The sequence below is a fragment of the Marinobacterium nitratireducens genome, assembly GCF_014645375.1.
GTDB lineage: Bacteria > Pseudomonadota > Gammaproteobacteria > Pseudomonadales > Balneatricaceae > Marinobacterium_A > Marinobacterium_A nitratireducens.
The window spans coordinates 367,526-393,486 of sequence record NZ_BMLT01000003.1 but is presented as its reverse complement, the minus strand read 5'-3'; the positions used below and the strand labels follow the sequence as shown (position 1 = coordinate 393,486).

Below are 25,961 nucleotides of genomic sequence, written 5' to 3'. Positions count from 1 at the left end.
GGCCCTATCAGCTTAGCAGTCGACCCAGTTAGCCGGGGCGTCGTAACAAACGAATGTTTGATTCCTATACTGGCAGTAACGGGAGGGCGCCAGTCATGAACTCAGAGGAATACATCGCGGAGCGGGTGGACAGTCAGATCAGCTGGTACAGCAGTCGCAGCCGTCAGGCGCAGCTGCGTTTCAAGTGGCTGCGCGGATTCGAGATCGCGGCGGCGGCGTCGATTCCGCTGCTGGCGGGGTTCGGGCGTGACGTGCTTCCGGTGGATATCGTGGTGGCAGTGCTGGGTGCGCTTATCGCCCTGGCTTCGGCGCTGGTGAGCCTTAATCAGTACCAGGAAAACTGGATCGAATACCGAACCTGCGCCGAATCGCTCAAGCACGAGAAGTTCCTGTTCCTGACCGGCGCCGAGCCTTACGGCAGCGACGCCGCCTTTTCGCTGTTCGTCAATCGTATCGAGGCGCTGATTTCGAAAGAGAACCGCAGCTGGTCGCAGAACGTTCAGAGCGTCGTCGAGCGTGCGGAGTCTGGCTGATAGGCAGCGCGCAGGAGCCGGGTACCCAAACTCGGGGGCACTTCCCCGCAGCGAAGCTTTTATCCCAGGCAGGTTATTCCCGGCGGGGCGCCGGTCCCACAGGGGGGATAAAGGTGCCTTGATGCGTAGGAGCGGCGCCTCGCCGCGAAGCCGTTTGGCACCGGGGTCATTCCCGGTCCCGCAGGGTCCCAGGGTCAATGCAGACCCAGTATCCGCGCCCGGGTCTCTTCGTAATTGAACGGCCGGTTTTCGCTTTCGGCGGCATGGCGCTCTTCGTCGAGCTGCTGGAAGATCTCGATTTCGTCGTCCGGCATGTAGTGCAGGCACTCGCCACCGAAGTACCAGAACAGGTCCCGGGGGACCAGTGGAACCAGTTCCGGGTAGTGGCGCACCAGCCGGGACAGAATTTCCTGACCGGATTCGATATAATCCCCGCGCTGCTGCTCCATCGCATCGACCAGCGCGTCCAGCTGGTGGCGGAACTCGGCGTCGTTTTCCGACAGCTGGTTCTGGTCGAAGGGATCATGGCGCAGCAGGTTGTTGTAGGCCACCTTGAGCAGGTTGAGGTGGAAGGGGTGATAGTCGCTGATCATCGTGGATTTCCTGAGTGACTTCGGCGGCCATTCTATCAAACCCCCGAGCCCGTAGCCTGTCAATCTCTTCGGCAGCCGGTTGAAATATGGCGATCGGGTCCCCATCTACCCCAGGCCCGGTGCCAGCAATACAGGAAGGACTGATGACAGCAGCGCTATCGATTCGCAACCTCAGCAAAACCTACGACAACGGCTTCGAGGCCCTGAAGGGGATTTCGCTCGAAGTCGAGCAGGGGGATTTCTTCGCGCTGCTCGGGCCCAACGGCGCCGGCAAGTCGACAACTCTCGGCATTGTTTCGTCGCTGGTCAACAAGTCGGCCGGCGAGGTCGAGGTGTTCGGCCACAGTCTCGACAGGGACAAGGCCCAGGCGAAGATGTGCCTCGGCGTGGTGCCCCAGGAGTTCAACTTCAACCAGTTCGAGAAGGTTGCCGATATCGTCATCACCCAGGCCGGGTATTACGGAATCCCGCAGGCCGTGGCGCGTGAACGTGCGGAATTCTATCTCAAGAAACTGGGGCTCTGGGACAAGCGCAATCAGGTCTCGCGGATGCTGTCCGGCGGCATGAAGCGCCGCCTGATGATTGCCCGCGCGCTGGTGCACGAACCCCGGGTGCTGATTCTCGACGAACCCACCGCGGGCGTCGATATCGAGCTGCGCCGCTCGATGTGGAGTTTCCTGCGCGAGATCAACGCGGCCGGTACGACCATCATCCTGACGACCCACTACCTGGAGGAGGCCGAAAGCCTCTGCCGCAATATCGCCATTATCGACCACGGTCGCATCATCCAGAACACCAGCGTGCGTGCGCTGCTGCAGCAGCTCAACACCGAGACCTTCATCCTCGACATAGACCCGCCGCAGCAGGGCGTCCCGGCGCTGAATGGCTATCCGGCGAAGCTCGACGACGACCATACCCTGGTGGTCGAGGTCGAGAAGAACCAGGGCCTGAGCCGGCTGTTCCGGGAACTGGCCGAGCAGCGCATCGAAGTGCGCTCGATGCGCAACAAGGCCAACCGCCTGGAGGAACTCTTCGTCAGCCTGGTCGACAAGAACCTCGCCGGCGAGGCGACCCGCTGATTTGACCCCTTTTGCCCGCCCCTTGGCCGGATGCCAAGCCTGACAGGAGATTGTATGAACTCGAGGGAACTCTTCATCGCGTTCTGGACCATCGTGGTCAAGGAAGTGCGTCGCTTCACCCGTATCTGGCCGCAGACGCTGCTGCCGCCGGCTATCACCATGACGCTCTATTTCATCATATTCGGCAACCTGATCGGCAGCCGCATCGGCGAAATGGGTGGCTTCGACTACATGGAGTACATCGTGCCCGGCCTGATCATGATGTCGGTGATCACCAACTCCTACGGCAACGTGGTGTCGTCCTTCTACGGCACCAAGTTCCAGCGCCACGTCGAGGAGATGCTGGTCTCGCCGATACCCAACTGGGTGATTCTGAGCGGTTACGTCATCGGTGGTGTGGCCCGCGGTCTCGGCGTCGGTCTGATCGTGACGCTGCTGTCGCTGTTCTTCACCGATCTTCAGGTACACCATCTGTTCGTGACCGTTTTCACGGTCCTGCTGACATCGATCCTGTTCTCGCTCGGTGGCTTCATCAACGCGGTTTTCGCCAATTCGTTCGATGATATCTCGATCGTGCCGACCTTCGTGCTGACGCCGCTGACCTATCTCGGCGGGGTCTTCTACTCGATCGAACTGCTGCCCGATTTCTGGCAGGGCGTGTCGATGCTCAACCCGATACTCTATATGGTCAACACCTTCCGCTACGGTATTCTGGGTGTCAGCGATATCAGTATCGTTTTCGCGTTCGGCATGCTGCTTTGCTTTATCGTCGCGCTGTTCAGCTACTCACTGTTTCTGCTGCAAAAAGGCAAGGGGATTCGCGCTTGAGTCATGAAGATCCGGTTCTGCACCAGTCGCCGCTGGGGCAGGACACTCAGTACGTCAACACTTACGATCCGGGACAGCTGTACCCGATCGAACGCAGTCTCAACTGGGCGAAACAGGGCGTCGAGCGCGCCAGCCTGCCGTTCGTCGGCGAGGATATCTGGAACGCCTACGAGGTGTCCTGGCTCAACGCCCGCGGCAAGCCCGTGGTACGGCTGGCGGAGTTTCGCATTCCGGCAAGCTCCAGTCATATCATCGAGTCCAAGTCGTTCAAGCTGTACCTGAACTCCTTCAACCTGAGTCGTTTCGACAGCGAGGCGAAGGTGCTCGAGCTGATGACCCGGGACCTCAGCGCCGCCGCCGGAGGCGATGTCGTCGTGCGCCTGATCGAGCCCGATACGGCGCTGCCGGTCGAGCGCTTCGACGGCGTCTGTCTCGACGATCTGGATGTCGAGATCAGCCATTACCAGCCGGAACCCGGGTTGCTGAGCGCCGACGGCGAGGTGGTCGAGGAGCGTCTCTACAGCCATCTGCTGAAGTCCAACTGTCCGGTCACCGGCCAGCCCGACTGGGCCAGTGTCCAGGTCGTGTATCGCGGCCCGCGCATCGACCATGAGGGACTGCTGCGGTATCTGATTTCCTACCGCGAGCACGGCGATTTTCACGAACAGTGCGTGGAAAACATCTTCATGGATATCTGGCAGCGTTGCCAGCCCGAGAACCTGAGCGTATATGCCCGCTACCTTCGCCGCGGCGGCCTGGATATTAATCCCTGGCGCAGCAGCCTGACGGAACGGGCGCCGAATCTGCGCCTGAACCGCCAGTAATCAATACGCGGGTCGCCACAGACTGGCGGCCCGCGCCCTGCAAGGAGTTTTTCATGGATGCACTCAATGCATTGATCAACCGCGTTTCGATCCCGCTGCTGGAGGCGCCGGGCCCGAGCCAGGACGAGCTGGCGCTGATGTTTCGCGCCGCGCTGCGTGCGCCGGATCACGGCGCCGTGCGGCCGTGGCGCTTTCTGGTGATCGAAGGCGAAGCACGCGAGCGACTCGGCGAACTGCTGCTCAAGGGTGCGCTGGCCGAGGATCCCGAGTTGCCGGAGGAGAAACGCCAGAAGCTGCTCAAGGCACCGCTGCGCGCGCCGACGCTGGTGGTGGTGATCGCCGCCACACGCAAGCACCCGAAGGCGCCGAAGGTGGAGCAGGTCGTCTCCGCCGGTTGTGCCGCGCACAGCATCCTGCTGGCCGCCCATGCCCAGGGGCTTGGCGCGATGTGGCGCACCGGCGGTCCGGCCTACGATCCGGTGGTCAGACAGGGGCTTGGACTGGGCGAGGACGACGAACTGGTCGGTTTTATCTACCTCGGCACTCCGAGCCGTGGTCGCAGTGCGCCGGAGCCCGAGATCGAGGACTTCGTCAGCCGCTGGGACGGTGACTGAAGTGAGCCGGGTCGATATCGCCGAGTTTCGCAGCTGGCTGTTGGGCCAGATTCCGTTACTGGGGCATATGGGCCTTGGCGACTTCGTCTGGGATGGCCGCAGGCTCGAGATTCCGGCGCTGCTGGCGCCCAACGTCAATGACAAGGGCACCGGCTTCGGCGGCTCCCAGGCGACGCTGGCAACGATCTGTGGCTGGTCCCTGATCACGCTGCTGCTGCGCGAGCAGGGGTTGGAATGCGATCTGGTGATTGCCGACAGCCAGCTCGACTACCGCGCGCCGGTCGACGGTGATTTCTGTGCCTGCACCGAGTTGCCCGACAGCCAGGCCGTCGACGCCTTTTTCAAGCGCCTGCATGATCGCGGCCGCGCCCCCCTGCCGCTGTGCATCGAAGTGCGCCAGGGCGGCAGGGTCGCGATGCGGATGCAGGGGCGTTATGTCGCGATAAAGCGAGTGAACGGTTAACAGCAGGTAGGGCGTCCCTGAGCGAAGCGAATGGCGCCGCTGAATATCGGCACGTTTCGCTGGCATTTGCTCCTGCAATGCCAGACTTTCCGCCATCCATGGCGGTTGCTGCGCTCAAGGTGCCCTACCCATCACCCATCACCCATCACCCATCACCGCTCACCTCTGCAACACATAGCTGCCCGGTGCGTTCATCAGCGGCACGTAGCCCCTGTCGGCCGCTCCCATGGCGGGCGGATCGACCATCTCCCCGGAGTGGGCCTTGAGCCAGCGCAGCCATTCCGGCCACCAGGAGCCGTCCTGTGTCGGTGTTACCGACTGCCAGGTGTCCGGGTCGACGAAGCGGTCCCCGGCGTGGTGGGTCGATACCTGGTAGCGGCGGTGATCGTGGCCGGGCGGGCTGACGATTCCGGCGTTGTGGCCGCCATTGGTCAGCAGAAAGGTGACGTCTATCGCCGGGTGCGTGGTGATCTTGTAGACCGACTTCCAGGGCGCGACATGGTCGGACGTGGTGCCGACGGCGAATACCGGCGTGCGCAGGTCGGCGAGGTTGATTGGCCTGTTGTCGACGATAAAGCGACCGCCCGTGAGGTCGTTGTTGAGAAAGAGTCCGCGCAGATACTGCGAATGCATGCGATAGGGCATGCGGGTCAGGTCGGCGTTCCAGGCCATCAGGTCGTTCATCGGCTGGCGTTCGCCGAGGAAGTAGTCGCGCACCATCCGGGACCAGATCAGGTCGTTGGAACGCAGCAGCTGGAAGGCCCCGGCCATCTGGTAGCCATCGAGATAACCCTGTTCCCACATCATGCTCTCGAGGAAAGAGACCTCGCTTTCGCCAATGAACAGCATCAACTCGCCGGCCTCGCTGAAGTCGACCTGGGTGGCGAGGGTGGTCATGCTTGCCAGCCGGTCGTCGCCGTCCCGTGCCATGGTGGCGGCGGCAATATTCAACAGGGTGCCGCCGAGGCAGTAGCCCATGGCGTGGATACGCTGGTCGGGGTTGATGGCGGCGACGGCGTCGATGGCGTCCATCACCCCGAGGCGACGGTAGTCGTCCATGCCCAGTTCGCGGTCGTCGGAGCTCGGATTGCGCCACGAGATCATGAAGACAGTGTGGCCCTGGTCGACCAGGTAGCGGACCAGCGAGTTGTGCGGCGAAAGATCCAGAATGTAGTACTTCATGATCCAGGCCGGCACGATCAGAACCGGTTCCGGGTGCACCTGGTCCGTGGTCGGGCTGTACTGGATCAGCTCGATCAGGCGGTTGCGGAATACCACCTTGCCGGGGGTTACGGCGATATTCTCGCCGACCACATAATCGTCTGCCCCGACCGGGCGCTTGCCGGCCAGCATCCGCTGCCAGTCGTCGCTGAAGTTCTGCATGCCGCGCCAGAGGTTAACACCGCCTTGAGCCAGGGTAGCCTGGAGAATTTCCGGGTTGCTCCAGGGGAAGTTCGACGGTGCGAAATGGTCCAGCATCTGGCGAAACACGAAGGACAGCACCTGCTGACGCTGCGGCGACAGACCGTCGACCTCGGTGGTGGCGTTGTGCCACCACTGCTGATGCAGCAGGAAGGCCTGCTGCATCAGGTTCCAGGGCCACTGCTGCCAGGCGTCGCCGGCAAAGCGCCGGTCCTGGGGCAGGGGCTCGATGCAGCCCGAACAGTCGGGATTGGCCACCTGCTGCTGCATGTAGTTCAGCAGTCGTGTCCACTTGCGTCCGGCTTTTTCCAGCAGCGCCAGCTGCTTGCCCGGGGACATGGCCAGGTGCGACAGCCAGTCGAACTGGAGCGCCGCCAGGCCCGCCGGGCTCAACCCCAGGCTGAAACGCCCGATTCCGGCACGAAAGGCGTGATCGAATGCCCGGGTGCCGTAGGAGCGATAGGACAGGGGCCCGTCGTCGAGCAGCGGCGACAGCGGTGCCGGCACTCCTGTCGGCACGGGATGGCGGCTGCGGTCACTGTCCCGTGTCGTGGGCGCGTCCTTGAGTTCGGTATCCATAGGGCTCTCTTTGCTACAGCGGTTCAAAGGATGAAACGCTACAGTACACAGTCAACGGTAACCGTGCCATGACAGGCGTCAATCCGTGGGTGGCCCGGGGGACTGCCGATGGAACATGCAGGTCCATTCCCCCGGTCTGTTTTCACTGCTCAGGCGTCGCCGCGCTTTCCACGCGGCTGATCTGCGTGATGACCACCGGTGTTTGAGGCACATTGCGGTGTGGCCCGACGATGGTGGTCGGTACCGCCGAAATTGCATTGACGACATCCATGCCTTCGGTGACACGTCCGAAAACGGTGTAGCCCGGCTGGGCGCCCTGGGCGTCGAGCCGGGCATTGTCGACGCTGTTGATAAAGAACTGGGAGGTGGCGCTGTCCGGATCCCGGGTGCGGGCCATTGCAATGGTGCCGCGCAGGTTGCTCAGGCCGTTGCCGGACTCGTTGACCACCGGTGCCAGGGTATCCTTGCGCTCGAGGTCTTCCGTGAAGCCCCCGCCCTGAATCATGAAACCGGGAATCACGCGATGGAACAGGGTGCCGCTGTAAAAGCCCTGATCGACATAGCGCAGGAAATTGGCCACTGTCGCCGGCGCCTGCTCATCGAACAGCTCGAGCTGCAGTGTGCCGGCGCTGGTTTCCATTGCCACCAGGGTTCCGGCCTGCAGTGGCAGAACGGCACCGAGGCTCAGAACACAGGCGGTGGCGGCTTGGCAAAAAAAGCGTTTCATCATGTCGTTTTCCTTGGTGGTCTGGATTCGCTTTGACCGGCGGGGTGAGCGCCCGTTCCCTGCCTGGCCGGGGCTGGCAGCCATTGGAGCCTGCGGGTGCGCCAGTGCAGCCTCGATGGCCAGGCGGGCATCTAAAGCCCGGGAATGCTGTAGATCTATAGTAGCAAGAGGAATCCGCGAATAGACCCCGGACAGGCGCTGGAAGTCCCGATGCCCTGACAGAGGTCAGGTTGAACCTGTTGCTGTTCGCGCATGCGCCAGATCCATCTGCGCCGCACCTGCGTAAAAGAGCGCAGGAGGAACGGCAATGAAACGACCTATCATCCTGTTGGCCGGACTCTTTGCCGCTGCGCTGGCGCAGGGCGGAGAGTCACCGTCACAGCTGTTTTTCGAGGTTCACCGCGACGGGGAAAGCGTTGGTTCGCACTGTCTGAAATTCACTCGTCAGGGCGATCAGCTCGAAGTCGAGGTAGGGATGGAGCTGCAGGTCCAGTTGCCGCTGTGGTTCGACTACCGCTATCGCTATCGTGCCCTGGAGCGCTGGCAGGATGGTCGTCTGGCGGCACTGGACGTGCGTATCGAGGATGGTTCGAAGCAACGGCGAATAGAGGCGCGGCGCCGCGCCGGTGCACTCGAAGTCGAAGCGCCTGGCGGAACCTGGCGCCTGCCGGGCAACTTGCTGACCAGCAATCACTGGAATCCTGCGGCGCTGGAGCAAGGCGAGTTGCTCAATACGCTGACCGGCCGTGCCAGCAGGATCGACAGCCAGTACCTTGGGGCGGATCGTCTGCCGTTTGGCGAGGCTGAATTGGATGTCCGGCGTTATCGTCTGGGCGGAGACCTCGAGGATACCGTCGTCTGGTACGACGGCAGTGGTGGCTGGCGTGGTCTCGAGTTCAGCGCGCGGGACGGCTCCCGGGTTCGGCTGAAGCCGCGTCAGGGCGACAGCCTCGCATTCTCGCAATCTCCCTGGAACAGGAATCCGCTATGTCGGCCTGGTCAACGGTCTGGATAACCGGCGCTTCCCGTGGCATCGGCGCGGCACTGGCGCTGGAGTTCGCCTCCCGGGGCTGTACGGTGGCGATCAGCGCCCGCAGCGCCGACGATCTGCAGCAGCTGGCGGAGCAGGCGCAAAGCCTTGGTCTGCCCGGGAAGCTGGTGCCCTTTGCGCTGGACGTGACCGATGCCGCTGCCTGCCGGGAAGCGGTCACCGCCATAGAGACCGAGCTTGGGGCGATCGATCTTGCGCTGCTCAATGCCGGTACTCACCGGCCCGTCACGCTTGCGGAATTCTCGCCCGCTCCCTATCTCGAGCTGATGCAGCTCAACTATTTCGGCGTCGTCAACGGCGTCGCCGCGCTGTTGCCGCAGTGGCGCGCCCGCGGCACCGGCCATCTGGCCATCGTGGCTTCAGTGGCGGGCTACCGTGGTCTGCCGACGGCATCGGCCTATGGCGCCAGCAAGGCGGCGCTGATCAATTTCGCCGAAGCGCTGCAGCCGGAATTTCGCCAGCAGGGGCTGGCACTGAGCCTGGTCAATCCGGGATTCGTGCGTACGCCGCTGACCGACCGCAACGACTTTCCGATGCCCTTCCTGCTCGAGGCAGACGACGCGGCGCGGCGCATCGTGCGCGGGCTGGAGAAAAATCGCTTCGAAATCGCCTTTCCGTGGCGCTTCGTGTTCTGGCTCAAGCTGATGCGGCTGCTACCCTACCGACTGTATTTTCCGCTGGTGACAAGGATGACCCGTACGTGACCGTAGACGAATGCTGTAATCGCTATATCGAACTGTTCGAAAACCTGACGCCGGACCGGCTCGGCGACCTGGCCGCCCTGCTGAGCCAGGATGTGCGCTTTCGCGACCCGTTCAACGACGTTCACGGCGTGCCGGCCATGCTCAGGGTGCTGGAGGATATGTTCGAGCGCACCGAGAACCCGGCGTTTTCGGTCACGCATTATTGTATCGATGGCGAGCGTGCCTATCTGAACTGGCGATTCAGTGCGCGGGTACCGGTGCTGGGTGACTGGAGTGTCGAGGGCGTGTCGCTGCTGCACTTCGATCGGGGAGGGAAGGTCTGCGCGCATCTCGATTACTGGGACGCGGGTCTGCTGTACGCCCGGATCCCGTTGCTGGGCTGGTTGATCGGGCGCCTGCGCCGCCGTCTGGCGGCGAAAGGCTGAGGTGGCGTTTCAGGTGAGTTGAGCAGCGAAAGCCGAGATCTCAAACTCGCTGCATCGGGCGCGATAACAGCTATGGTTTGACTACGACTCCCTGGCGTAGAACCGAATAAGGATAAAGCCATGGCTCTGGTTGACCTGCTGACCGAGGATAGTATCGCGCTGAATCTGCGAAGCCGCGACAAGCGGTCCTTGCTCGCCGAGCTGGTGGGTCTGCTCGATCAAGAGGGTGCCCTGGCCGATGCCGACGCCTTCCTCGATGCGGTGCTGGAGCGGGAAGCCACCGGCAGTACCGGGCTCGAGCAGGGCATCGCGGTTCCCCATGCCCGTTCCGATGCGGTGCGCAGACCGGCTGTGGCGCTGGGGCTGGCACCGGACGGGGTCGAGTTCGGGTCTCTCGACGGTCAGCCGGCGCGCTTTTTCCTGCTGATAGCGGAGCCCGTCGACGCCGACAGTCAGCATCTGGAGATTCTGGCCTCGGCTTCCTGTCTCCTGGTCGATCCCGCGTTTCGTGAACGGCTGCTGCAGGCCGCGAAGCCGCGGGAGGTACAGCAGCTGTTTGCCGAAGCTGAAGGCGTGACGCTACCGCCAGCGGTCGCGGTGGAGGCGCACCTGGTGGCCGTCACCTCCTGTCCCGCGGGCATTGCCCATACCTATATGGCGGCCGAGCGGCTGCGCGAAGCGGCTCGCGAGCTGCACCTGGATCTGAAAGTCGAAACCCATGGCGCCGCCGGGGTTCGGGACCGACTGAGCGCTGAGGAGGTGCAGCAGGCGGACGCGGTGATCCTGGCGGTGGACCGCGAGATAAGCCGCGAGCGCTTTGCCGGCAAGCCGGTACTTCAGGTGGCGGTCACCGATGCCATTCGGGATCCGCGGCGGCTGTTGCTGCGCGCGCTGCGCCAGCCCGTGCAGACCGGGCAGAGCGTGCAACCCATAACGCACGCAGAGGCCGTTGAAGGCTGGGGGCTTTACCGTCACCTGATGAGCGGTGTGTCCAGCATGCTGCCGTTCGTTGTCGGCGGGGGCATTTTGATCACGCTTTCCTTTCTGTTCGGTGTCGATGCCGCCAGTCCCGAGTCGCCGGAATTCCATCCGCTGGCGCAGCTGCTGGTCGCGCTGGGAGGAACCCAGGGGGCCTTCGGTCTGATGGTGCCGGTGCTGGCGGCTTTCATCGGCCGCAGCATAGCCGATCGTCCGGGGCTGATGCCGGCGATGGTCGGCGGCTACATCGCCGCCCAGGCCGGCGCCGGCTTTCTGGGCGGCATGGTGGCCGGCCTGATCGGCGGTTACGGGGTGCTGCTGATCATTCGGCTGTGCCGGCCGCTGCCCGATGCGCTTGACGCTATTCGCACCATACTTATCTACCCGGTGTTGGGTCTGCTGTTGTGCGGCAGTCTGGTCATGCTGCTGATCGAGCCGATGACGGCGCTGAATGGAATGCTGGTCGACTGGCTAAAGGGACTCGATGTCGGTAACCGTGTGGTTCTGGGCGCTCTACTGGCCGGTCTGATGGCCGTGGATATGGGAGGGCCGGTAAACAAGGCCGCTTATACGTTCGGGTTGGCGGCCATCGAAGCGGGTAACTATTTTCCGCAGGCCGCCGTGATGGCCGGCGGAATGGTCCCGCCGCTGGGGTTGGGTCTGGCGACGGTGCTGTTCCCCGCCGTGTTCACCCGACTCGAACGCGAGTCCGGTCGGGCCTGCCTGGTGATGGGGGCTTCGTTCATCACCGAAGGCGCGATTCCTTACGCGGTGGCTGACCCGTTGCGGGTGCTGCCGGCCTGTATCGCCGGCGCGATGCTGTCCGGAGCTTTGTCGATGGCGCTCGGCTGCCAGTTGCTCGCGCCCCATGGTGGCATTTTCGTTATTCCCCTGGTGCGCCAGTGGCCCTTCTATCTGCTGGCGATCGGCGCCGGCACGCTGTTGACGGCCTGCCTGGTCGCATTGCTGAAACGCTTCAGGCGCGCACCTGCGGTAGCGCCAGAGGGTGCCCGGCCCGATGCTAAAAGCGGATGCGTTCAGCGGCGTCCCCGGGCTTGAGGAAGAAAAGATTGACCTCACCGACGGTCAGCCCCCATTTGCTGACCCGTGCGCGGTTGAGCAGCACGCCGTCGCCCTGCAGCAGCATCCAGTCGTCGAAGCTGACGCGCCAGTGGCTGTCGCCTACCTTGAGGTCCATGCGATAGCGCCAGTTGAGCGCGTTGCCGGCTGTTTCGCTGCGGGCGGTGCCGACAATGTCTTCGGCGCGACCGCTGTAACCGCCCGCGCCGTCGGGGGTGATGATCCAGACGCGGCGGTCGGTTTCGCCGTCGCTGTAGCTGAAAGCTTCGTCCAGCACCAGTTCCCGGCCGTCCCACTGGCCGTCGATTTCGACGAAGAATTGCCGCCGCACCTGACCGAAGCGGTCCTCGAACCAGCCCCAGGCGAGCACCCGGCCATCGAAATACTGCTCCAGCCGGAGCTGCGGTCGGGCGTCCCGGAACTGTTCAATTCTCATATCGCTGCATCCGGCCAGTAGGGTGATCGCCATCATCGTCAGCAGTGTTCGCATCGCCTCGCTCCTTTGGGTGGCGTCGGGCCAGGCGCCGCCGTATAGCCCGGTGATGACCTTGCTGCAGCGGAAAACGCCATAGCAGGCCGATGGCCATGGCCTTGAATACGCAGGGGAGCAGGGCATAGATCACGGCGAGCAGCCACAGCGGCTCCGGTGCGCTGGCGGCGAAGCCGCTGGCGCCGAGCAGCATGAAGGCACAGCCGGCCGACAGCGCCAGCGCCAGCTTGGTGGCCATGTTCCAGCAGGCGAACAGCAGACCGGTGCGGGCTGCGCGAAAGCGATAGCGGTCCCAGTCCGCCACCTCGGCCTGAATCACGTGGGGCAGGGTCAGGTCGGCACCGAGCGCGGCGCCGGTGATCACGCAGATCGGCACGAACCAGTCGATGCGGCTCGGGTCGAGCAGCGGCGCCGGTGCGAACGCCATGATCGCCAGCAGCATCGCCAGGCACCAGAGCCGGGAGCGGGAGATGTACCGGGACAGCCACAGCCAGACTGGCAACGACAGCACCGCCGAGGCGAAATAGAGCAGGATGAAGCGCCCCCGGTCCGCTTCGTCGCCGCCAAGGAAAGCCGACACGAACAGCGGGAACAGCACCGCCGGCAGTCCGTTGGCCAGACCGTTGAGAAACCAGCCCGACAGCAGCCGCATCGCCAGCCGGTTTTCACGCAGCAGGCTCAGCTGCGGACGCTGGAGTTCTCCCGCGTCGATGCGCCCTGCGGGCAGTCGCCACAGCGCCCGGAACGCGGCTACACCGACCAGTAGAGTGGTCAGCACAAGCAGGTTGAGCCCGGTGTGCAGTGGCAGTTCCGCCAGCGCCGACAGCGCGGGAAAGGCCGCGGAAATCAGCAGGCCGGCGAGGGTCAGCGCTTCGCGTGCGCCGGCTGCACGATTGCGCTGCAGGCTGTCGTCGTGCAGCTGTGTCAGCCAGGCGAGGTAAGGTATCTGGATCAGGGTCCAGCCCAGGTACAGCATCAGCAGCCCGGACACCAGGGCCGCCGCTGCCAGCGACTCAGGCGGGTTAACCAGCAGTATCAATGCCGGTGTGCACAGCAGCGCGCCGGCGAGCATGGGGCTGCGTGGGCTCTGTAAGGGCCTGCGGTCGAGCAGCAGTCCGATCAGCGGGTCGGTGACGACGTCGAACAGCCGGGTCAGCAGCAGGATAGCGCCGATCAGTGCCAGCGGCAGGGCGAACTGTTCGGCATACCAGGTCGGCAGCAGCACGTAGACGGCGACGGTGGGCATTGCCAGCGGCAGCCCCGGAGCGGCATAGCGCCACAGGGAGGCCGCAGGCAGAGGCTGGTTCAGCGGCCGTTCAGGGCGCACGAAGCAGATAGAGTCCGACATCGATACAGCCCCGGTTGAAACCGCACTCGCAGTAGGCCAGGTAATAGTGCCAGAGGCGTCGGAAGCGGTCGTCGAACCCCAGGGGCTGGATCTCGGGCCAGCTGTCATCGAAGGCCCGGCGCCAGTGCTGCAGGGTGCGGGCGTAGTCGGCGCCGAAGTGCTCGGCATGGCTCAGCTGCAATCCGGCGGATTCGATCTGTGCCGCCAGCCGGTCGGGACTCGGCAGCATGCCGCCCGGGAACACGTAGCGCTGGATGAAGTCGGTGCCGCGGCGGTAGTCTTCGAAGCGGTCGCTGGCAATGCTGATGACCTGGAGTACCGCCAGCCCGCCGGGTTTCAGGCATCGCTTGAGCTGGTCGAAATAGCGCGGCCAGTGCTCTTCGCCGACCGCCTCGAACATTTCGATCGAGGCAATCCGGTCGTAGCGCTGGTCGAGGTCGCGGTAGTCGGTGAGGGAAAAACGGCACCTTGCGGCCAGCGGGCTGTCGGCAACGCGCTCGCGCGCCCAGGCCAGCTGCTCGCGCGACAGGGTGATGCCGTCGACGGTAACGCCGTACTCGCCCGCGGCGGTTTCGGCGAAGCCGCCCCAGCCACAGCCGATTTCCAGCACCCGCTGCCCCGGATGCAGCTCCAGCAGTTCGCAGATGCGACGGTACTTGTTGAGCTGCGCCGCCTCCAGTGTTTGCTGCGGGTGAGCGAACAGCGCACTGGAGTAAGTCATCGTCGGGTCCAGCCAGCGGCGGTAGAAGTCGTTGCCAAGGTCGTAGTGGAAGGCAATGTTGCGGCGGCTGCCGCGGCGGCTGTTGCGGCGGGAGCGGTGGAACAGCCGGTGCAGCATACGGCTGACAACGGAGCCTGCAGCGGCAGGGCGCAGCGAATCCTCGTTGGCCAGGGCCCATTGCATCAGCGCGAGCAGGTCCGGTGTGTCCCAGTCGCCATCAAGATAGCTTTCGGCCCAGCCCAGCTCGCCGCCTGCGAGGAAACGCCGGATTGGCCGCCAGTTGTTCAGCCGCACTTCGGCGTGCGGCCCCTGTCCCTGGCCGGCCTGCAGGGCCTGTCCGCTGGGCAGCCACAATCTAAGCTGCCCGTGGCGAATTTCCCTGAGCAAAGGGTCGAGACTGCGCAGGCACAGTCGGTTGAGCCAGCCGCTGGCACTGCGGTCGGTCTGAATCGACAGGTCGGTCGCAAGGTCAGTGGTTTTCATCGATGCCGTCTCCGCGGTCGGGGTTCAACACAGGCGTCGTAGCAACGACGCCGAAAGTCAGGGGGCGGGCAGGGGGCTCCGGCCTAGGCTGCAGTTTCAGTCCCTTTAGCCAGAGCCGCAGTGCTTCCCAGTGAATGCCGGCGATCACCTTCAGCGTCATCAGCGGGTGGGTCAGCCAGGTTTTAAGCAGACCGGTGTCGGTCAGGGCTGCCCGGCGACCGCTGAAACTGGCAACGAACAGGCGCTCGCCGGCCTGGCGCTGGTCGATATGGACACCGATGCGCTCGCCAGGTACCGGCATGCGAAAGGCGTAGCGGCAGTCCATTGGCATGAACGGCGAGACGTAGAAGCATTTGTCCACGCTGGGCCGGGCCGCCGAAGGGTCGGATGATACCGGCAGCAGATAGCTGTGGCGCTGCCCGAAAGTGTTGCTGACCTCACAGAGAATGGCCCGCAAGGCTCCGGTGCGGTCTTCGCAGTAGTAAACGCTCAAGGGGTTGAACACGTAACCGAGCAGGCGCGGATAGCACAAGAGGCGGATGCGGCCGCCGGCAAGGTCGACTCCGGCCGCTGTCAGCCGCGCCTCGATGCAGGTTTTCAGCCGGCCGCTGCCGTCGCCGTAATCCCGGTCGTGAAAGGAGAAGAGATTGAAACGGTTGTGGGAAAACAGCCGCAGGCGCCGGTGCAGCGCATCGAGCTCGTCGAGGTCCAGCAGCAGCGAAAAAACCCGGTAGCGAAAGCGGTGCTGCCGCGGTTTCAGGCGGTGGTGCATGACCCGCCCTACGTAAAGTGCGGAGCCGCTCATGCCACCGATCTCCGCGGCAGCGGATTGTCGACATGAATGCGATCGTTGGGCGCCTCCAGCGTCCAGGGACGGGGAACGCCGCCGAGGGCTTCGGCGACCGCAAGCCCCGACTGCAGGCCGTCCTCGTGGAAGCCGTAGCCGAAGTAGGCGCCGCAGAACCAGGTGTTGCGATGACCCTGAAGTTGCCACAGCCGCTGCTGCGCGGCGAGGGCGCCGAGGTTGAAGACCGGGTGCTGGTAAAGGAAGCTGCGATGGATGCTGCCTTCGGCGGGCTCGCGCAGGGGATTCAGCGTCACGAACAGCGGCAGGCTCTCGGGCAGGTGCTGCAGCCGGTTCATCCAGTAGGTCACCGATAGCGCCCGGCTGCGCGGCTGGGTGCCTTCCGCAAGATAGTTCCAGCTGGCCCAGGCGCCGGGTCTCGCGGGCATCAGGGCGGGGTCGCTGTGCAGCACTGCCGTGTTGCGCTGGTATTCGAAGGCGCCGAGCAGCTGCTGTTCGTCGCTGGTGGGCTGGTGCAGCAGTGCCAGCGCCTGGTCGGCGTGGCAGGCCAGCACCACCTCGTCGTAGACTTCCCGTTCGCCGTGCAGGAACTCCAGTTCGACGCGGCCCAGTCGTCGCACGATGCGGTGGATGCGGCTGTTCAGACGGATATCTCCGCGCTGGCGCAGGATGGCGCCGACGCGGTCGACGTACTGCCGGCTGCCGCCCGTTACGGTGCGCCACTCGGGTCGGTCGCTGAGCTGCACCAGACCGTGGTTCTGGCAAAATCGCAGGAACGCTTGCGCCGGGTAGTCGAGCATCTGATCGACCGGCGTCGACCAGATAGCGGCTCCCATCGGCAGCAGATGGTCGTCGATGAAGGCGCGGCTGTACTTTTCCTGCTTCAGCAGGTCGCCGAGCGTCAGCTCGGCAAGGTCCGGGTTGCGGCAGTAGCCGCTGGACTCGCGGTAAAAGCGAAGCAGGTTGCGGATCAGCGACCAGAACTGTGGCCGGACAAGGTTACGCCGTTGCGCCAGCAGCCCACTGAGCCCGGTACCGCTGTACTCGAGCCGGCCGCCATCGAGCGACACCGAAAAGGACATCTCGGTGGCGCGACTCTCGATGCCAAGGGTGTCGAAAAAGCGCACCAGGTTGGGATAGTTGACCGGGTTGTAGACGATAAAGCCGGTGTCGACGGCGGTACTGTCATTGCCGAGTTTCAGTTGCACGGTATTGGAGTGGCCGCCGAGCCTGTCGTCCTTCTCGAACAGCGTCACCTGGTGCTGCTGGCTTAACAGCCAGGCGCAAGACAGCCCGGATATGCCCGAGCCGATGACGGCAACTTTCAGCGGGCGGATCGCCTGAACCTTCATGGGTGTGAATCCTTTGCATCTTTTGCCGCCCTGTACGAAGATGCGGGCTTGGCCGGATCACCGCTCGGTGCGTCATTTCCCTGTCGCTGCCCGAGCGGATCGGGAGGTTGATCCAACCGGGCTCGTCCAGCGTACACAGGGTCACAAGAGGGCTCAACTGTGTGGAGGCGATGTGGCCACTGTCACTCCGTTATTCAAAGAGGCTCCGCCAATGCGGGAAGAATGGACAGCCTGTCTGGCACGGATGGCCGAGACCCGCGATCGGGCACTGTTCGCCCGGCTGTTCGAGCATTTCGCTCCCAGGGTCAAGGCATATCTGATTCGGCTTGGCATGGCGCCGGCGCAGGCAGACGAGCTGGCGCAGGAAGCGATGCTGTCGGTCTGGCGCAAGGCGCATCTTTTCAATCCCGGCAAGGCCAACGCCAGCACCTGGATATTTACCCTGGCGCGAAATCTGTGCATCGATCGTCTGCGCCGGGAGAAAATGCCCTGCTATGAACTGGATGCGGACATGCCCGACGGTGACGACCGGGACGCCGGGGAGGGCGCGGTGATCAGCGATCGGCTGGCGGCCTGCATCCGGCGCCTGCCGGAGGCGCAGGCGCAGGTGCTGTACATGTCCTACTACGACGGGCGCAGCCACTCCGAAATTGCCGAAGTGCTCGGCATTCCCCTGGGCAGCGTCAAGAGCCGTCTGCGGCTGGCATTCGACAAACTGAAAGCGATGTGGGGGGAGTCATCGTGAACATTCGACATCATCTCGACGATGCAACCCTGATGGCATACGCCGCCGGTACCCTGGTGCCGGGCATGGCGCTGCTGGTGGCCTGTCACCTGGAAAGCTGCGCGGACTGTCGCGATCGCCTGGCGCAGGCCGAGGCGGTCGGTGGAGCGCTACTGGAAGAGCTGCCGCCGGTGGCCCTCGACAGCGATAATGCCCTGGCAAGCGTGCTCGGCCTGCTCGACAGCGAGCCGCCGGCTGCAGCCGCGCCAGCGCCCCTGTCTGGCGCGCGCGCGGGCGGCCCGGCGATGCCTAAGGTGCTGGCGCAGCACCTCGACGGGCGCGATTTCGATGCGCTGGAGTGGCGCTCGCTGGCGCCCGGCGTCAAGCAGATCGACCTGCATCCGGGAGGTGCCGGCGCGACCCGGCTGCTGCGCTTCGCCCCGGGCGTGTCGGTGCCGCACCACAGTCATCGTGGCAACGAACTGACGCTGGTGCTGCGCGGATCCTACAATGACGAGGTAGGACGCTTTTGCGCCGGCGATGTCGCCGACCTCGACGATCAGGTCGCGCATCAGCCCTTAAATGACGCGAACGAAGACTGCATCTGCCTGATCGCCACCGATGCGCCGCTACGGTTCAGCGGTCTTATGGGGCGGCTGGTGCAGCCCTTCATCGGCATGTGACCCGGAGCGAATTCATGGAGCACACCCCTATCATGCAGCCGGAAGAACGGATTCCGGTTGGTATCAGTGCCTGCCTGATGGGCGAAGAGGTCCGCTACAACGGCGGTCACAAGCGCTCGCGATACTGCCTCGATGTGCTGGCCGAGTGTTTCGTGTTCAGGCCGTTCTGCCCGGAGCTGGCGGTCGGGTTGGGCGTGCCGCGCGAACCCATCCGGCTGGTGGGGGATCCCGAAGCGCCGAGGGCGCGGGGTTCGGAAAATGAAAATCTCGACGTCACCGAAGCGCTGGCGGAGAAGGGGCGCATGGTGGCGACCCGGATGCAGGACCTTTGCGGCTACATTCTGATCAAGGGGTCGCCAAGCTGCGGCATGGAGCGGGTGAAGATCTACCACGAGAACGGTATCCCCAATGCCGCCGGGCGGGGAATCTTCGCCGCCGCGCTGATGGACGCCAACCCCTTGCTGCCGGTGGAAGAGGAGGGACGCCTGCACGACGCCGTACTGCGGGAGAACTTCATTACCCGGGTGTTCGCCCTCCAGCGCTGGAAGCAGGAGGTCGAGACCGATCCCAGCTACCATGCCCTGATTCAGTACCACAGTCGCAGCAAGTACCTGCTGATGGCTCACAGCTATCAGGGCTACCGGGAGCTGGGGCGCTTTCTCGCCGAAGCCCACGCGTTGCCGCTGGAGGAGGCGATGTCGACCTATATCGGGCGCTTTATGGCGCACATGGCCCGCCGCGCAAGTCGCAAGAGCCATGTCAACGTGCTGATGCATGTGCTGGGATATCTGAAGAAGTCGATCGATGGTGACTGCAAGCGTGAGCTGCTCGAGGTGATAGAGCGCTACCGTCGTTCCGAGGTCAACCTGGTGGTGCCGCTCACTCTGCTGCAGCACTATCTCAACCGTTTCGGCAACGACTATATTCGCTCGCAGTCGTACCTGGATCCCCACCCCTATCAGCTGGGATTGCGCAACTACATATGAATCTGGTCTGGTTCCGCAACGATTTGCGGCTGAGCGACAATCCGGCGCTGCACCAGGCCTGTGCCGCCGGGGGGCCTGTACTGGCGGTCGCGGTGCTGACGCCACAACAATGGCAGGCGCACTCTGAGGCGCCGCGCAAGCTGGCCTTCTGGCGCGACGCGCTGCTCAGCCTGGGTGAGGACCTGGAGTCGCTCGGCATACCGCTGCGGGTGCTGGAGCTGGCGACCTTCGATGACTGCCCCGATGCACTGCTCGATCTGTGCCGTTCGCTCGGCGCCAGACGTGTGTTTTTCAATTTCGAGTACCCGCTCAATGAGCGTCGCCGTGATATCGGCGTCAAGCAGCGCCTGCGTGCCGAGGGCATAGTGGTGGAAGGCTTTCACGGCGACCTGATTCTGCCGCCCGGATCGGTGCTCAGTGGCAAGGGCGAGCCGTTTCGGGTGTTCACACCTTTCAGCCGGGCCTGGCGCAGAGAGTTGCTGCGCACCGATTTCAGTTGCCTGCCGGCTCCGGGCCGTCAGGCGCGGTGCGAGCTCCGTCGGGACAGCGTTCCCGCGCTGGGCGAGGGATACGATGCCGCGCTCTGGCCCGCCGGCGAGCAGGCGGCTGCCGCGCGGCTGCAGCGGTTCGTCGGCGCGGGGCTGGAAAGCTATGGTAATGACCGTGACTATCCGGCCATCGACGGCACCTCGGGCTTGTCCCCCTATCTTGCGACCGGGCAGCTGTCGGCACGCCAGTGCCTGAGCGCTGCGCGCCTGGGGCTGGGGGCGGACTGGCTAGAAAGCGTCTGGGTGACGGAACTGATATGGCGAGAATTCTATCGCCACCTGCTGGTCGCCTTTCCCGGGCAGTGTCGTTACCAGCCATTCAGACCCGAGGTGGAAGCGAAGATCCGCTGGCACCATCGTCCGGAATTGTTCGATGCCTGGTGCCGGGGCGAGACCGGTTTCGCCATCGTCGACGCGGCCATGCACCAGTTGCTGAAGACCGGCTGGATGCACAACCGGCTGCGTATGCTCACCGCATCCTTCCTGACCAAGCTGCTGGGCGTGGACTGGCGTCTGGGCTGTGACTTTTTCATGTCCAGGCTGATCGATGGCGACTTCGCCTCGAACCTTGGTGGCTGGCAGTGGAGCGCCTCCGTCGGCGCCGATGCCGCACCCTATTTCCGTATCTTCAATCCGGCGCGGCAGGCGGAGCGCTTCGACCCGAACGACGATTTCGTCTGCCACTGGTTGCCGGAGCTGGCGTCGTTGTCCGCCAGGGAACGCCGTGACCCCGAACGGGCTGCAGCGGCGCGTGGACTCAAGCCGGTGATTGACTATGCCCGCGCGCGTCGCGAAGCGTTAGAGGCCTATCAGAACGCGGGATAACGGCTGCAACAGCGTCGTGCGCCCAGTGCTGGCGTGTCGTTTTACCGATCCTGCGAGTTGCTACCGCCTGTTAACAGGTTGTTGAAAATCTATCTGCGTCGCCGAATGCTGCGTCAAAAACAGGTTTCAGGCAGCGTATAACGCCCAGGGCACATCGTAGATGGGTGGAGCCGCGGTGGCACTTCATATCGGGATGCTCCTGGTTTGAAGCGGCGCAACCCATCAACAGCGTCCGATGCTCCCGTGGTGTTCTGAGAGCACGCGATGGGTTCCACGACGCTCTGGGTCGAGTCAGCAACGGGTGGCCCGTACCAAGCGTCGTTTCACCGATCCTAATACTGCGCTTTTTCGCCTGTTTGGGTCTGGGCGGCACTCCGCCGGGTGGCGTTCCGCTTGCCTCGGCGGCCTTGAAAACGTTGTGCGACCGCCTGTTAAGGCGGTCAGGATTCTGGCGCGGGCTCCTGGTCTGACGGCATCCTCAGTCTGCAGATCCAGCCGCGGGCGATCATCAGCGGCAGCAGTTGCTGCACCAGGTTCAAATCGTAACCCAGGCTGTCGAAACTGAGCCCCTGGCGTATACCGTTGAGCATCCTGGCCTGGGTTTCGCTGATCGGTTCGATGCAGAGCCTGTCCAGGTGGCGATGGATGCACAGCCATCCGCCTTTCCCCGCCAGGAGCTCCTGCCAGGGACGATCCGTTATCACCGCATCGCGAATCTCGGCCAGTGGCCAGCGGCTGTATTGCAGGCCCAGGCTGTAGCTGACAACGGCCTGCATCCTGTGCTGTTGCCGTCGGGGCAGGCTGGCCCAGCTTTCGAGGTCGAGAGCGGGGTCGTCGCGGGCGCTGCGCGCCTCCTGCAGGTGCCATTCGAGCGTTGCGAGGTCCGCCAGAAAGACCAGCGGTTCGAGTTCCGCATGGCTGGAACGATAGGATTCCATCAGCCCCGGGAACTGGGCGCCGAAGGGGTCGAATCCGGCGCCGGCGGCGATCTGGGCGCTGTAGAACTCGGCAAGCAGCTGGAAGTGGTCTTGGCCGAGCAGCCGTGCGCAGGCGGGAAAGAGTTGCTGCAGCGCGTTGACGTGGGCACGGCGCAGCAACTGGCGATACAGTGCAAGGCAGTCCTCCGGGGACTGCTTCAGGCTGACCACCAGTCTATGGAGTTCGGGGCATTCCTTGCCGGCCAGAGCCGCATCGAGCGCGGACTGGAGTTCGGCCAGGCGCATCAGCCAGGGCTCCGGACACCCTGTGCTGGCACACCGGCGGGCTTCCTGAGGCCGTTTTGTGCCCGATGCATGACGCGTTTGGCGCGCCGGACGTCTCTCAGAGCGTCCTTCAGATCCGGTATGTCATGCTCCCATTCGATCAGTGTGGGGGTTCCGGTAAAACGTTTCTGGGCGGCTTCGTAGAGGGCCCAGACCGGCTCGCGAACCGGATTGTTGTGGCCGCCGAGCATGCAACCGTCACGCTCATCGTAGCCGGCGAGGTGGATCTCCCGTACGCGCTGCGGTGGCAGGCAGTCGATGGTGTCGAGGGCGTCGGCGCCGAGGTTGTGCTGGGTGACGTAGCTGTTGTTGACGTCCAGCAGCAGGTAGCAGTCGGCCCTTTCGGCCATCTCGGCCATGAATTCGCCTTCGCTCAGCGTCGAGTGGTTGTAGCCGAGGTAGCGGGCGGGGTTTTCCAGCAGTATGCGACGGCCAAGAAAGTCCTGCACCTGCATGATGCGGGACGCGATGTGGTCCAGCGCTTCTTCGGTGTAGGGTAGTGGCAGCACCTCGTGGCTAAAGCAATTGCCGAGACTAGTGAAGCAGATGTGGTCGGAAATCCAGCTGGCGTCGATACGGTCGGCAAGGGCGCGAATACGTACCAGGTAGCCGGTATCCAGCGGCGAGGTGGAGCCGAGCGCAAGCCCCAGTCCGTGCAGTGTGACCGGATAATGCTCGCGAATGCGTTCCAGGTTGTGCAACCTTTCTCCGCCGTCCACGATATGGGCGTCGACCAGCGCTTCGAACCAGCGCACATCCGGACGTTCGCTCAGGATCTCGTCGACATTGCAGCCGCGCAGGCTGAGTCCGGTGCCTGCCAGGCTCCAGTGGATGTAGTCACTCATGGTGGCAGTGTCCCAAGTGCCTGCCTAACCTGGCTTCCGCGTCGCAACGAATGGCTTGTTGTAGCTCTTATTCATCCGTTTTCCTTTTCCTTTGATGTATTCGCAGGTTGCCGGAACAATTCAGTTTAGCAGCCTTGTGCAAACAAGTGTTGTCCAATTTGCACGGTTATTGCCATTCATTTCCTATCCAGAGTTTGAAACCGCGGGCGACGGTTAGTTCCGGTGCCAACGTGAAAATTGAGATTGCGGCGGTCTGTATCCCGCTGCCGTGCCGCCCAAGGCCGGCAGTCGCTGAGGTATAATGATTGCGCTGACGAAGGATGCCCTGCTGGCGGGAGACGCGACAATGGCGATGCAATGGAACAGCTTACTGACAACCCGGCGATACGGGCATGAACATCTGGGCCCGGGGGAGGTGGGCCGCAGTCATTTTCACAAGGACCATGACCGCATCGTTTTCTCCAGTGCCTTCCGGCGTCTGGGCCGTAAGACGCAGGTGCATCCGCTGGCGCTGAACGATCATATACATACCCGCCTGACCCACTCGATCGAAGTCGGCAGCCTCGGGCGTACGCTGGGCATACGGGTCGGCGAGCTGATTGCCGATCAGTTGCCGCCCTGGGTTGGCCCTCAGGACCTTGGCACCGTGGTGCAGTCCGCCTGCCTGGCCCACGATATCGGCAACCCCCCCTTCGGCCATGCCGGCGAATACGCCATCCGGGACTGGTTCCAGCGCGACGCCGGCACGGCACTGCTGGCGAGCCTGAGCGAGATCGAGCAGGCAGACCTCGAAACCTTCGAGGGCAATGCGCAGGGATTCCGCGTGGTGACCCGGATCGAGAACCACCTTTTCAATGGTGGCCTGCGTCTCACCTATCCCACCCTGGGCACGCTGCTGAAATATCCCTGGACCGTCGAGCGCGCAACGGACCGCGGCAAGTTCAGCTGTTTTCGCAGCGAGATCGACATTCTTGAGAGCCTGGGCGAGTCGCTGGGGCTGATCCGGCTCGGCGAGCACTGGTGGAGCCGGCATCCGCTGACCTGGCTGATGGAGGCGGCGGACGACATCTGCTATGCGATTCTCGATCTCGAGGATGCCGTCGAGCTGAACATCCTCAGCTTCGACGATATCCGCCCCATACTGCTGCAGCTCTGCGGCGAGCTGCGATACGACGATGCCATCTTTTCGACCCAAGCATCGGCGCGACGCAAGATATCGGCGCTGCGCGGCACCGCGATGGAGAACATGATCGAGTCGGCGCTCTTGGCCTTCCGGCATCATTACGACGCCATCATGGCCGGCGAGTATAGCGGCGAGCTGCTGGCCGATGGCGATCCGAATGTGCGCGAGGGGCTGGCCCGTGCCAAGCGACTGGCGCAGGAGAGGGTGTTCCCCGATACCCGCAAGACCGAGCTCGAGGTAGGCGCCTACAGCAGTCTCGGCACGCTGCTGGAGGCATTTTGCCGGGCGGTTTGTGATCAGCACTTCAAGGGACCCCACCGGCTGGGCTATCGCAGCGGCAAGATCCTCAGTCTGATGGGTATCCATGCGCCGGCGCCGGATGTACCGCTGTATCAGGCGTATCGCCGGGCGCTCGATTTTATCGGCGGCATGACGGACACCTACGCCACGTACCTGGCGCGGCAGATTGGTGGGCTGAGCCCCTGAAACGGTTACAATTGGCGGTAAGTGGTAAGTTACCGCCGGGGATGGTGGCTGTGCTGGCAAGGCAGGAGCGGTTGTCAGTAGCTAAGTGGTAAGTGGTAACAGGCGGCGTGCGCCGTGATGGGAGGAAATCGATGGCTTCATTACAGGATCAGCTGCGCGGGCTGGTCTATTCTACCGAGAAGGGCGATATGTGCCCGCAGTGCGGCGAGGCCGTGGCCGAGTGCCGCTGTGCCGAGCTGGCGGACGAGGCGCGGCTCGGCGCCCTGGACGGTATCGTGCGCATTCGCCGGGAAACTTCCGGGCGCAAGGGCAAGGGCGTGACCACCATCAGCGGCGTGCCCGTCCCGGAAGCGGAGCTCAAGGCGCTCGGCAAGAAGCTGAAGAAACTGTGCGGGACCGGCGGCGCGCTCAAGGACGGCGTTATCGAAATCCAGGGTGATCATCGCGAACGGATCAAGCAGGCGCTCGAGCAGGACGGCTTTCGCGTCAAGCTGTCCGGAGGCTGAGCGCGTCCCGTGTAACGGCCATGGACGGCGCGGAGGAACGAGCAATGGCGACACCGATACCGAGCGCGGCGATGGCCGCTGTGCTGCTGGCGGCAATGCTGGCGGTACCGGCGCAGGCGCGTATCTACAAATACGTCGACGAGCGCGGGCGGCAGGTATTTGTCGACAGCCTCAGCAAGGTCCCGCAGCAGTTTCGCGACCAGCTGGAAAGTCGGGAAGAGTATTCCGAGCGCCTGAGCCCCGAAGCGCTATCGCTGGAGCGCAGCGAACGCGCCGATCTGCAGCGTTCGCAGGCCCAGACGCAGCAGCGGCGCAAGCTCGAGCAGCTGCTGCGCGATATGGAAACGGCGGTGAAGATCACCAACAACCGGGTGCTGGTGCCGGTCAAGGTGGTCTATGGAGGTCGCAGCGCCCAGACCCGAATGGTGCTCGATACCGGCGCCACCAGTACGGTGTTTCACAAGGACGCTCTGCAAGGCCTGCCTTTCGTCTCGCGCGCCGCCGGCCACGCCCGGGTCGCCGGCGGCGGGACCATTCAGACCGAAACCGTCGACTTCGACCGTATCGAGATCGGTCCCTACAAGGTTTCCCATGTGCGCGCCTTCGTCATCGATCATCAGGGCCCTTCGGCGGGTAATGACGGCTTGCTGGGGATGGATTTCCTGATGAACGCCAATTACCGCATCGACTACCAGCGCCAGCTGATCCTCTGGGAGCCGGAGCGTTACACCGAGCTGCAGTCGCTGCTGCAGGCGCTGGATCAGCCCGATGCCGTTCAGCCGCAGGACCCGCCGGCGGCGGATCGATAAACCTT

General features: G+C 63.8%; 27 protein-coding genes. 17 read left to right on the top strand and 10 right to left on the bottom strand.

Annotation, left to right across the window (positions count from 1 at the left end; translation table 11 throughout):
- Window positions 1–95: 95 nt before the first annotated feature.
- The gene (locus tag IEX85_RS07460) at window positions 96–533 is read left to right on the top strand and encodes a DUF4231 domain-containing protein (RefSeq protein ID WP_188859958.1); all 438 of its coding nucleotides are present in this window, start codon (window positions 96–98) and stop codon (window positions 531–533) included.
- 194 nt (window positions 534–727) lie between these two features.
- Here the strand turns inward: IEX85_RS07460 and IEX85_RS07455 are convergent, their stop codons facing one another.
- Window positions 728–1,126, bottom strand: coding sequence for a PA2817 family protein (locus IEX85_RS07455; RefSeq protein WP_229721827.1), 399 nt, complete (start codon window positions 1,124–1,126; stop codon window positions 728–730).
- A 143-nt stretch (window positions 1,127–1,269) separates the two neighbouring features.
- Between IEX85_RS07455 and IEX85_RS07450 the strand changes: the two genes are divergently transcribed.
- Genes IEX85_RS07450 through IEX85_RS07430 form a run of 5 tightly spaced genes read left to right on the top strand, consistent with a single transcriptional unit; the run spans window position 1,270 to window position 4,934 of the window.
- Window positions 1,270–2,205, top strand: a complete 936-nt coding sequence (locus IEX85_RS07450) for an ABC transporter ATP-binding protein (RefSeq protein ID WP_188859957.1) — start codon at window positions 1,270–1,272, stop codon at window positions 2,203–2,205.
- Window positions 2,206–2,259: 54 nt separating this feature from the next.
- Window positions 2,260–3,033, top strand: coding sequence for an ABC transporter permease (locus tag IEX85_RS07445; RefSeq protein ID WP_188859956.1), 774 nt, complete (start codon window positions 2,260–2,262; stop codon window positions 3,031–3,033).
- Window positions 3,030–3,857: an NADPH-dependent 7-cyano-7-deazaguanine reductase QueF gene (queF, locus tag IEX85_RS07440; RefSeq protein WP_188859955.1), complete on the top strand. Its 828-nt coding sequence runs from the start codon at window positions 3,030–3,032 to the stop codon at window positions 3,855–3,857. Before IEX85_RS07445 ends, queF begins: the two co-directional genes overlap by 4 nt.
- 53 nt (window positions 3,858–3,910) lie before the next feature.
- On the top strand, window positions 3,911–4,471 hold the full coding sequence (locus tag IEX85_RS07435) for a nitroreductase family protein (protein WP_188859954.1): 561 nt from the start codon (window positions 3,911–3,913) through the stop codon (window positions 4,469–4,471).
- A 1-nt stretch (window position 4,472) separates the two neighbouring features.
- Complete coding sequence (locus IEX85_RS07430; protein WP_188859953.1) at window positions 4,473–4,934, top strand: YiiD C-terminal domain-containing protein; 462 nt, start codon at window positions 4,473–4,475, stop codon at window positions 4,932–4,934.
- Between the two features lie 159 nt (window positions 4,935–5,093).
- Here the strand turns inward: IEX85_RS07430 and IEX85_RS07425 are convergent, their stop codons facing one another.
- Complete coding sequence (locus IEX85_RS07425; RefSeq protein WP_188859952.1) at window positions 5,094–6,935, bottom strand: PHA/PHB synthase family protein; 1,842 nt, start codon at window positions 6,933–6,935, stop codon at window positions 5,094–5,096.
- Between the two features lie 142 nt (window positions 6,936–7,077).
- Window positions 7,078–7,662, bottom strand: a complete 585-nt coding sequence (locus tag IEX85_RS07420; protein ID WP_188860114.1) for a peptidylprolyl isomerase — start codon at window positions 7,660–7,662, stop codon at window positions 7,078–7,080.
- A gap of 307 nt (window positions 7,663–7,969) precedes the next feature.
- Between IEX85_RS07420 and IEX85_RS07415 the strand changes: the two genes are divergently transcribed.
- From IEX85_RS07415 to IEX85_RS07400, 4 genes are all read left to right on the top strand, one after another.
- Window positions 7,970–8,677, top strand: a complete 708-nt coding sequence (locus IEX85_RS07415; RefSeq protein WP_188859951.1) for a DUF6134 family protein — start codon at window positions 7,970–7,972, stop codon at window positions 8,675–8,677.
- A complete protein-coding gene (locus tag IEX85_RS07410; RefSeq protein ID WP_188859950.1) occupies window positions 8,650–9,417 on the top strand; it encodes an SDR family NAD(P)-dependent oxidoreductase in 768 nt (255 codons plus the stop codon). Before IEX85_RS07415 ends, IEX85_RS07410 begins: the two co-directional genes overlap by 28 nt.
- A complete protein-coding gene (locus tag IEX85_RS07405; protein WP_188859949.1) occupies window positions 9,414–9,842 on the top strand; it encodes a nuclear transport factor 2 family protein in 429 nt (142 codons plus the stop codon). Before IEX85_RS07410 ends, IEX85_RS07405 begins: the two co-directional genes overlap by 4 nt.
- Window positions 9,843–9,962: 120 nt before the next feature.
- Window positions 9,963–11,879, top strand: a complete 1,917-nt coding sequence (locus tag IEX85_RS07400; protein WP_188859948.1) for a PTS fructose transporter subunit IIABC — start codon at window positions 9,963–9,965, stop codon at window positions 11,877–11,879.
- Here the strand turns inward: IEX85_RS07400 and IEX85_RS07395 are convergent.
- Genes IEX85_RS07395 through IEX85_RS07375 form a run of 5 tightly spaced genes read right to left on the bottom strand, consistent with a single transcriptional unit; the run spans window position 11,842 to window position 17,099 of the window.
- Entirely contained in the window at window positions 11,842–12,336 is a 495-nt protein-coding gene (locus tag IEX85_RS07395; protein WP_229721826.1) for a DUF3833 domain-containing protein, read from the bottom strand. The two genes, IEX85_RS07400 and IEX85_RS07395, sit on opposite strands and share 38 nt — an antisense overlap.
- Window positions 12,326–13,738 carry an MFS transporter gene (locus IEX85_RS07390; RefSeq protein WP_188859946.1) on the bottom strand — a complete coding sequence of 471 codons (1,413 nt, stop codon included), beginning with the start codon at window positions 13,736–13,738 and terminating at the stop codon, window positions 12,326–12,328. Before IEX85_RS07390 ends, IEX85_RS07395 begins: the two co-directional genes overlap by 11 nt.
- On the bottom strand, window positions 13,707–14,942 hold the full coding sequence (locus IEX85_RS07385; RefSeq protein ID WP_188859945.1) for an SAM-dependent methyltransferase: 1,236 nt from the start codon (window positions 14,940–14,942) through the stop codon (window positions 13,707–13,709). Before IEX85_RS07385 ends, IEX85_RS07390 begins: the two co-directional genes overlap by 32 nt.
- Window positions 14,929–15,747 (bottom strand): DUF1365 domain-containing protein, encoded by an 819-nt coding sequence (locus tag IEX85_RS07380; RefSeq protein ID WP_188859944.1) that lies wholly within the window; start codon window positions 15,745–15,747, stop codon window positions 14,929–14,931. The genes IEX85_RS07385 and IEX85_RS07380 overlap by 14 nt, the downstream gene beginning before the upstream one ends.
- Window positions 15,744–17,099, bottom strand: coding sequence for an NAD(P)/FAD-dependent oxidoreductase (locus tag IEX85_RS07375; protein ID WP_188859943.1), 1,356 nt, complete (start codon window positions 17,097–17,099; stop codon window positions 15,744–15,746). The genes IEX85_RS07380 and IEX85_RS07375 overlap by 4 nt, the downstream gene beginning before the upstream one ends.
- 211 nt (window positions 17,100–17,310) lie before the next feature.
- Between IEX85_RS07375 and IEX85_RS07370 the strand changes: the two genes are divergently transcribed.
- The 4 genes from IEX85_RS07370 to phrB are packed head-to-tail and all read left to right on the top strand — an operon-like array spanning window position 17,311 to window position 20,865.
- Window positions 17,311–17,844, top strand: coding sequence for a sigma-70 family RNA polymerase sigma factor (locus IEX85_RS07370; protein ID WP_188859942.1), 534 nt, complete (start codon window positions 17,311–17,313; stop codon window positions 17,842–17,844).
- Complete coding sequence (locus tag IEX85_RS07365) at window positions 17,841–18,506, top strand: ChrR family anti-sigma-E factor (protein WP_188859941.1); 666 nt, start codon at window positions 17,841–17,843, stop codon at window positions 18,504–18,506. The genes IEX85_RS07370 and IEX85_RS07365 overlap by 4 nt, the downstream gene beginning before the upstream one ends.
- 14 nt (window positions 18,507–18,520) lie before the next feature.
- The gene (locus IEX85_RS07360) at window positions 18,521–19,492 is read left to right on the top strand and encodes a YbgA family protein (RefSeq protein ID WP_188859940.1); all 972 of its coding nucleotides are present in this window, start codon (window positions 18,521–18,523) and stop codon (window positions 19,490–19,492) included.
- Complete coding sequence (phrB, locus tag IEX85_RS07355; RefSeq protein WP_188859939.1) at window positions 19,489–20,865, top strand: deoxyribodipyrimidine photo-lyase; 1,377 nt, start codon at window positions 19,489–19,491, stop codon at window positions 20,863–20,865. Before IEX85_RS07360 ends, phrB begins: the two co-directional genes overlap by 4 nt.
- Before the next feature lie 440 nt (window positions 20,866–21,305).
- On the opposite strand, the gene IEX85_RS07350 is transcribed toward phrB, so the two are convergent.
- Both IEX85_RS07350 and IEX85_RS07345 read right to left on the bottom strand, forming a co-directional pair.
- Entirely contained in the window at window positions 21,306–22,088 is a 783-nt protein-coding gene (locus tag IEX85_RS07350) for an HvfC/BufC family peptide modification chaperone (RefSeq protein ID WP_188859938.1), read from the bottom strand.
- Window positions 22,088–22,972, bottom strand: coding sequence for an MbnB/TglH/ChrH family RiPP precursor modification enzyme (locus IEX85_RS07345; protein WP_188859937.1), 885 nt, complete (start codon window positions 22,970–22,972; stop codon window positions 22,088–22,090). Before IEX85_RS07345 ends, IEX85_RS07350 begins: the two co-directional genes overlap by 1 nt.
- Window positions 22,973–23,318: 346 nt before the next feature.
- On the opposite strand from IEX85_RS07345, the gene IEX85_RS07340 reads away from it, so the two are divergent.
- The 3 genes from IEX85_RS07340 (at window position 23,319) to IEX85_RS07330 (ending at window position 25,956) form a co-directional block, all read left to right on the top strand.
- On the top strand, window positions 23,319–24,641 hold the full coding sequence (locus IEX85_RS07340; RefSeq protein ID WP_188860113.1) for a deoxyguanosinetriphosphate triphosphohydrolase: 1,323 nt from the start codon (window positions 23,319–23,321) through the stop codon (window positions 24,639–24,641).
- Window positions 24,642–24,772: 131 nt separating this feature from the next.
- Window positions 24,773–25,147, top strand: a complete 375-nt coding sequence (locus tag IEX85_RS07335; protein ID WP_188859936.1) for a translation initiation factor Sui1 — start codon at window positions 24,773–24,775, stop codon at window positions 25,145–25,147.
- A 44-nt stretch (window positions 25,148–25,191) separates the two neighbouring features.
- Window positions 25,192–25,956, top strand: coding sequence for a retropepsin-like aspartic protease (locus IEX85_RS07330; RefSeq protein WP_188859935.1), 765 nt, complete (start codon window positions 25,192–25,194; stop codon window positions 25,954–25,956).
- Window positions 25,957–25,961 lie beyond the last annotated feature (5 nt).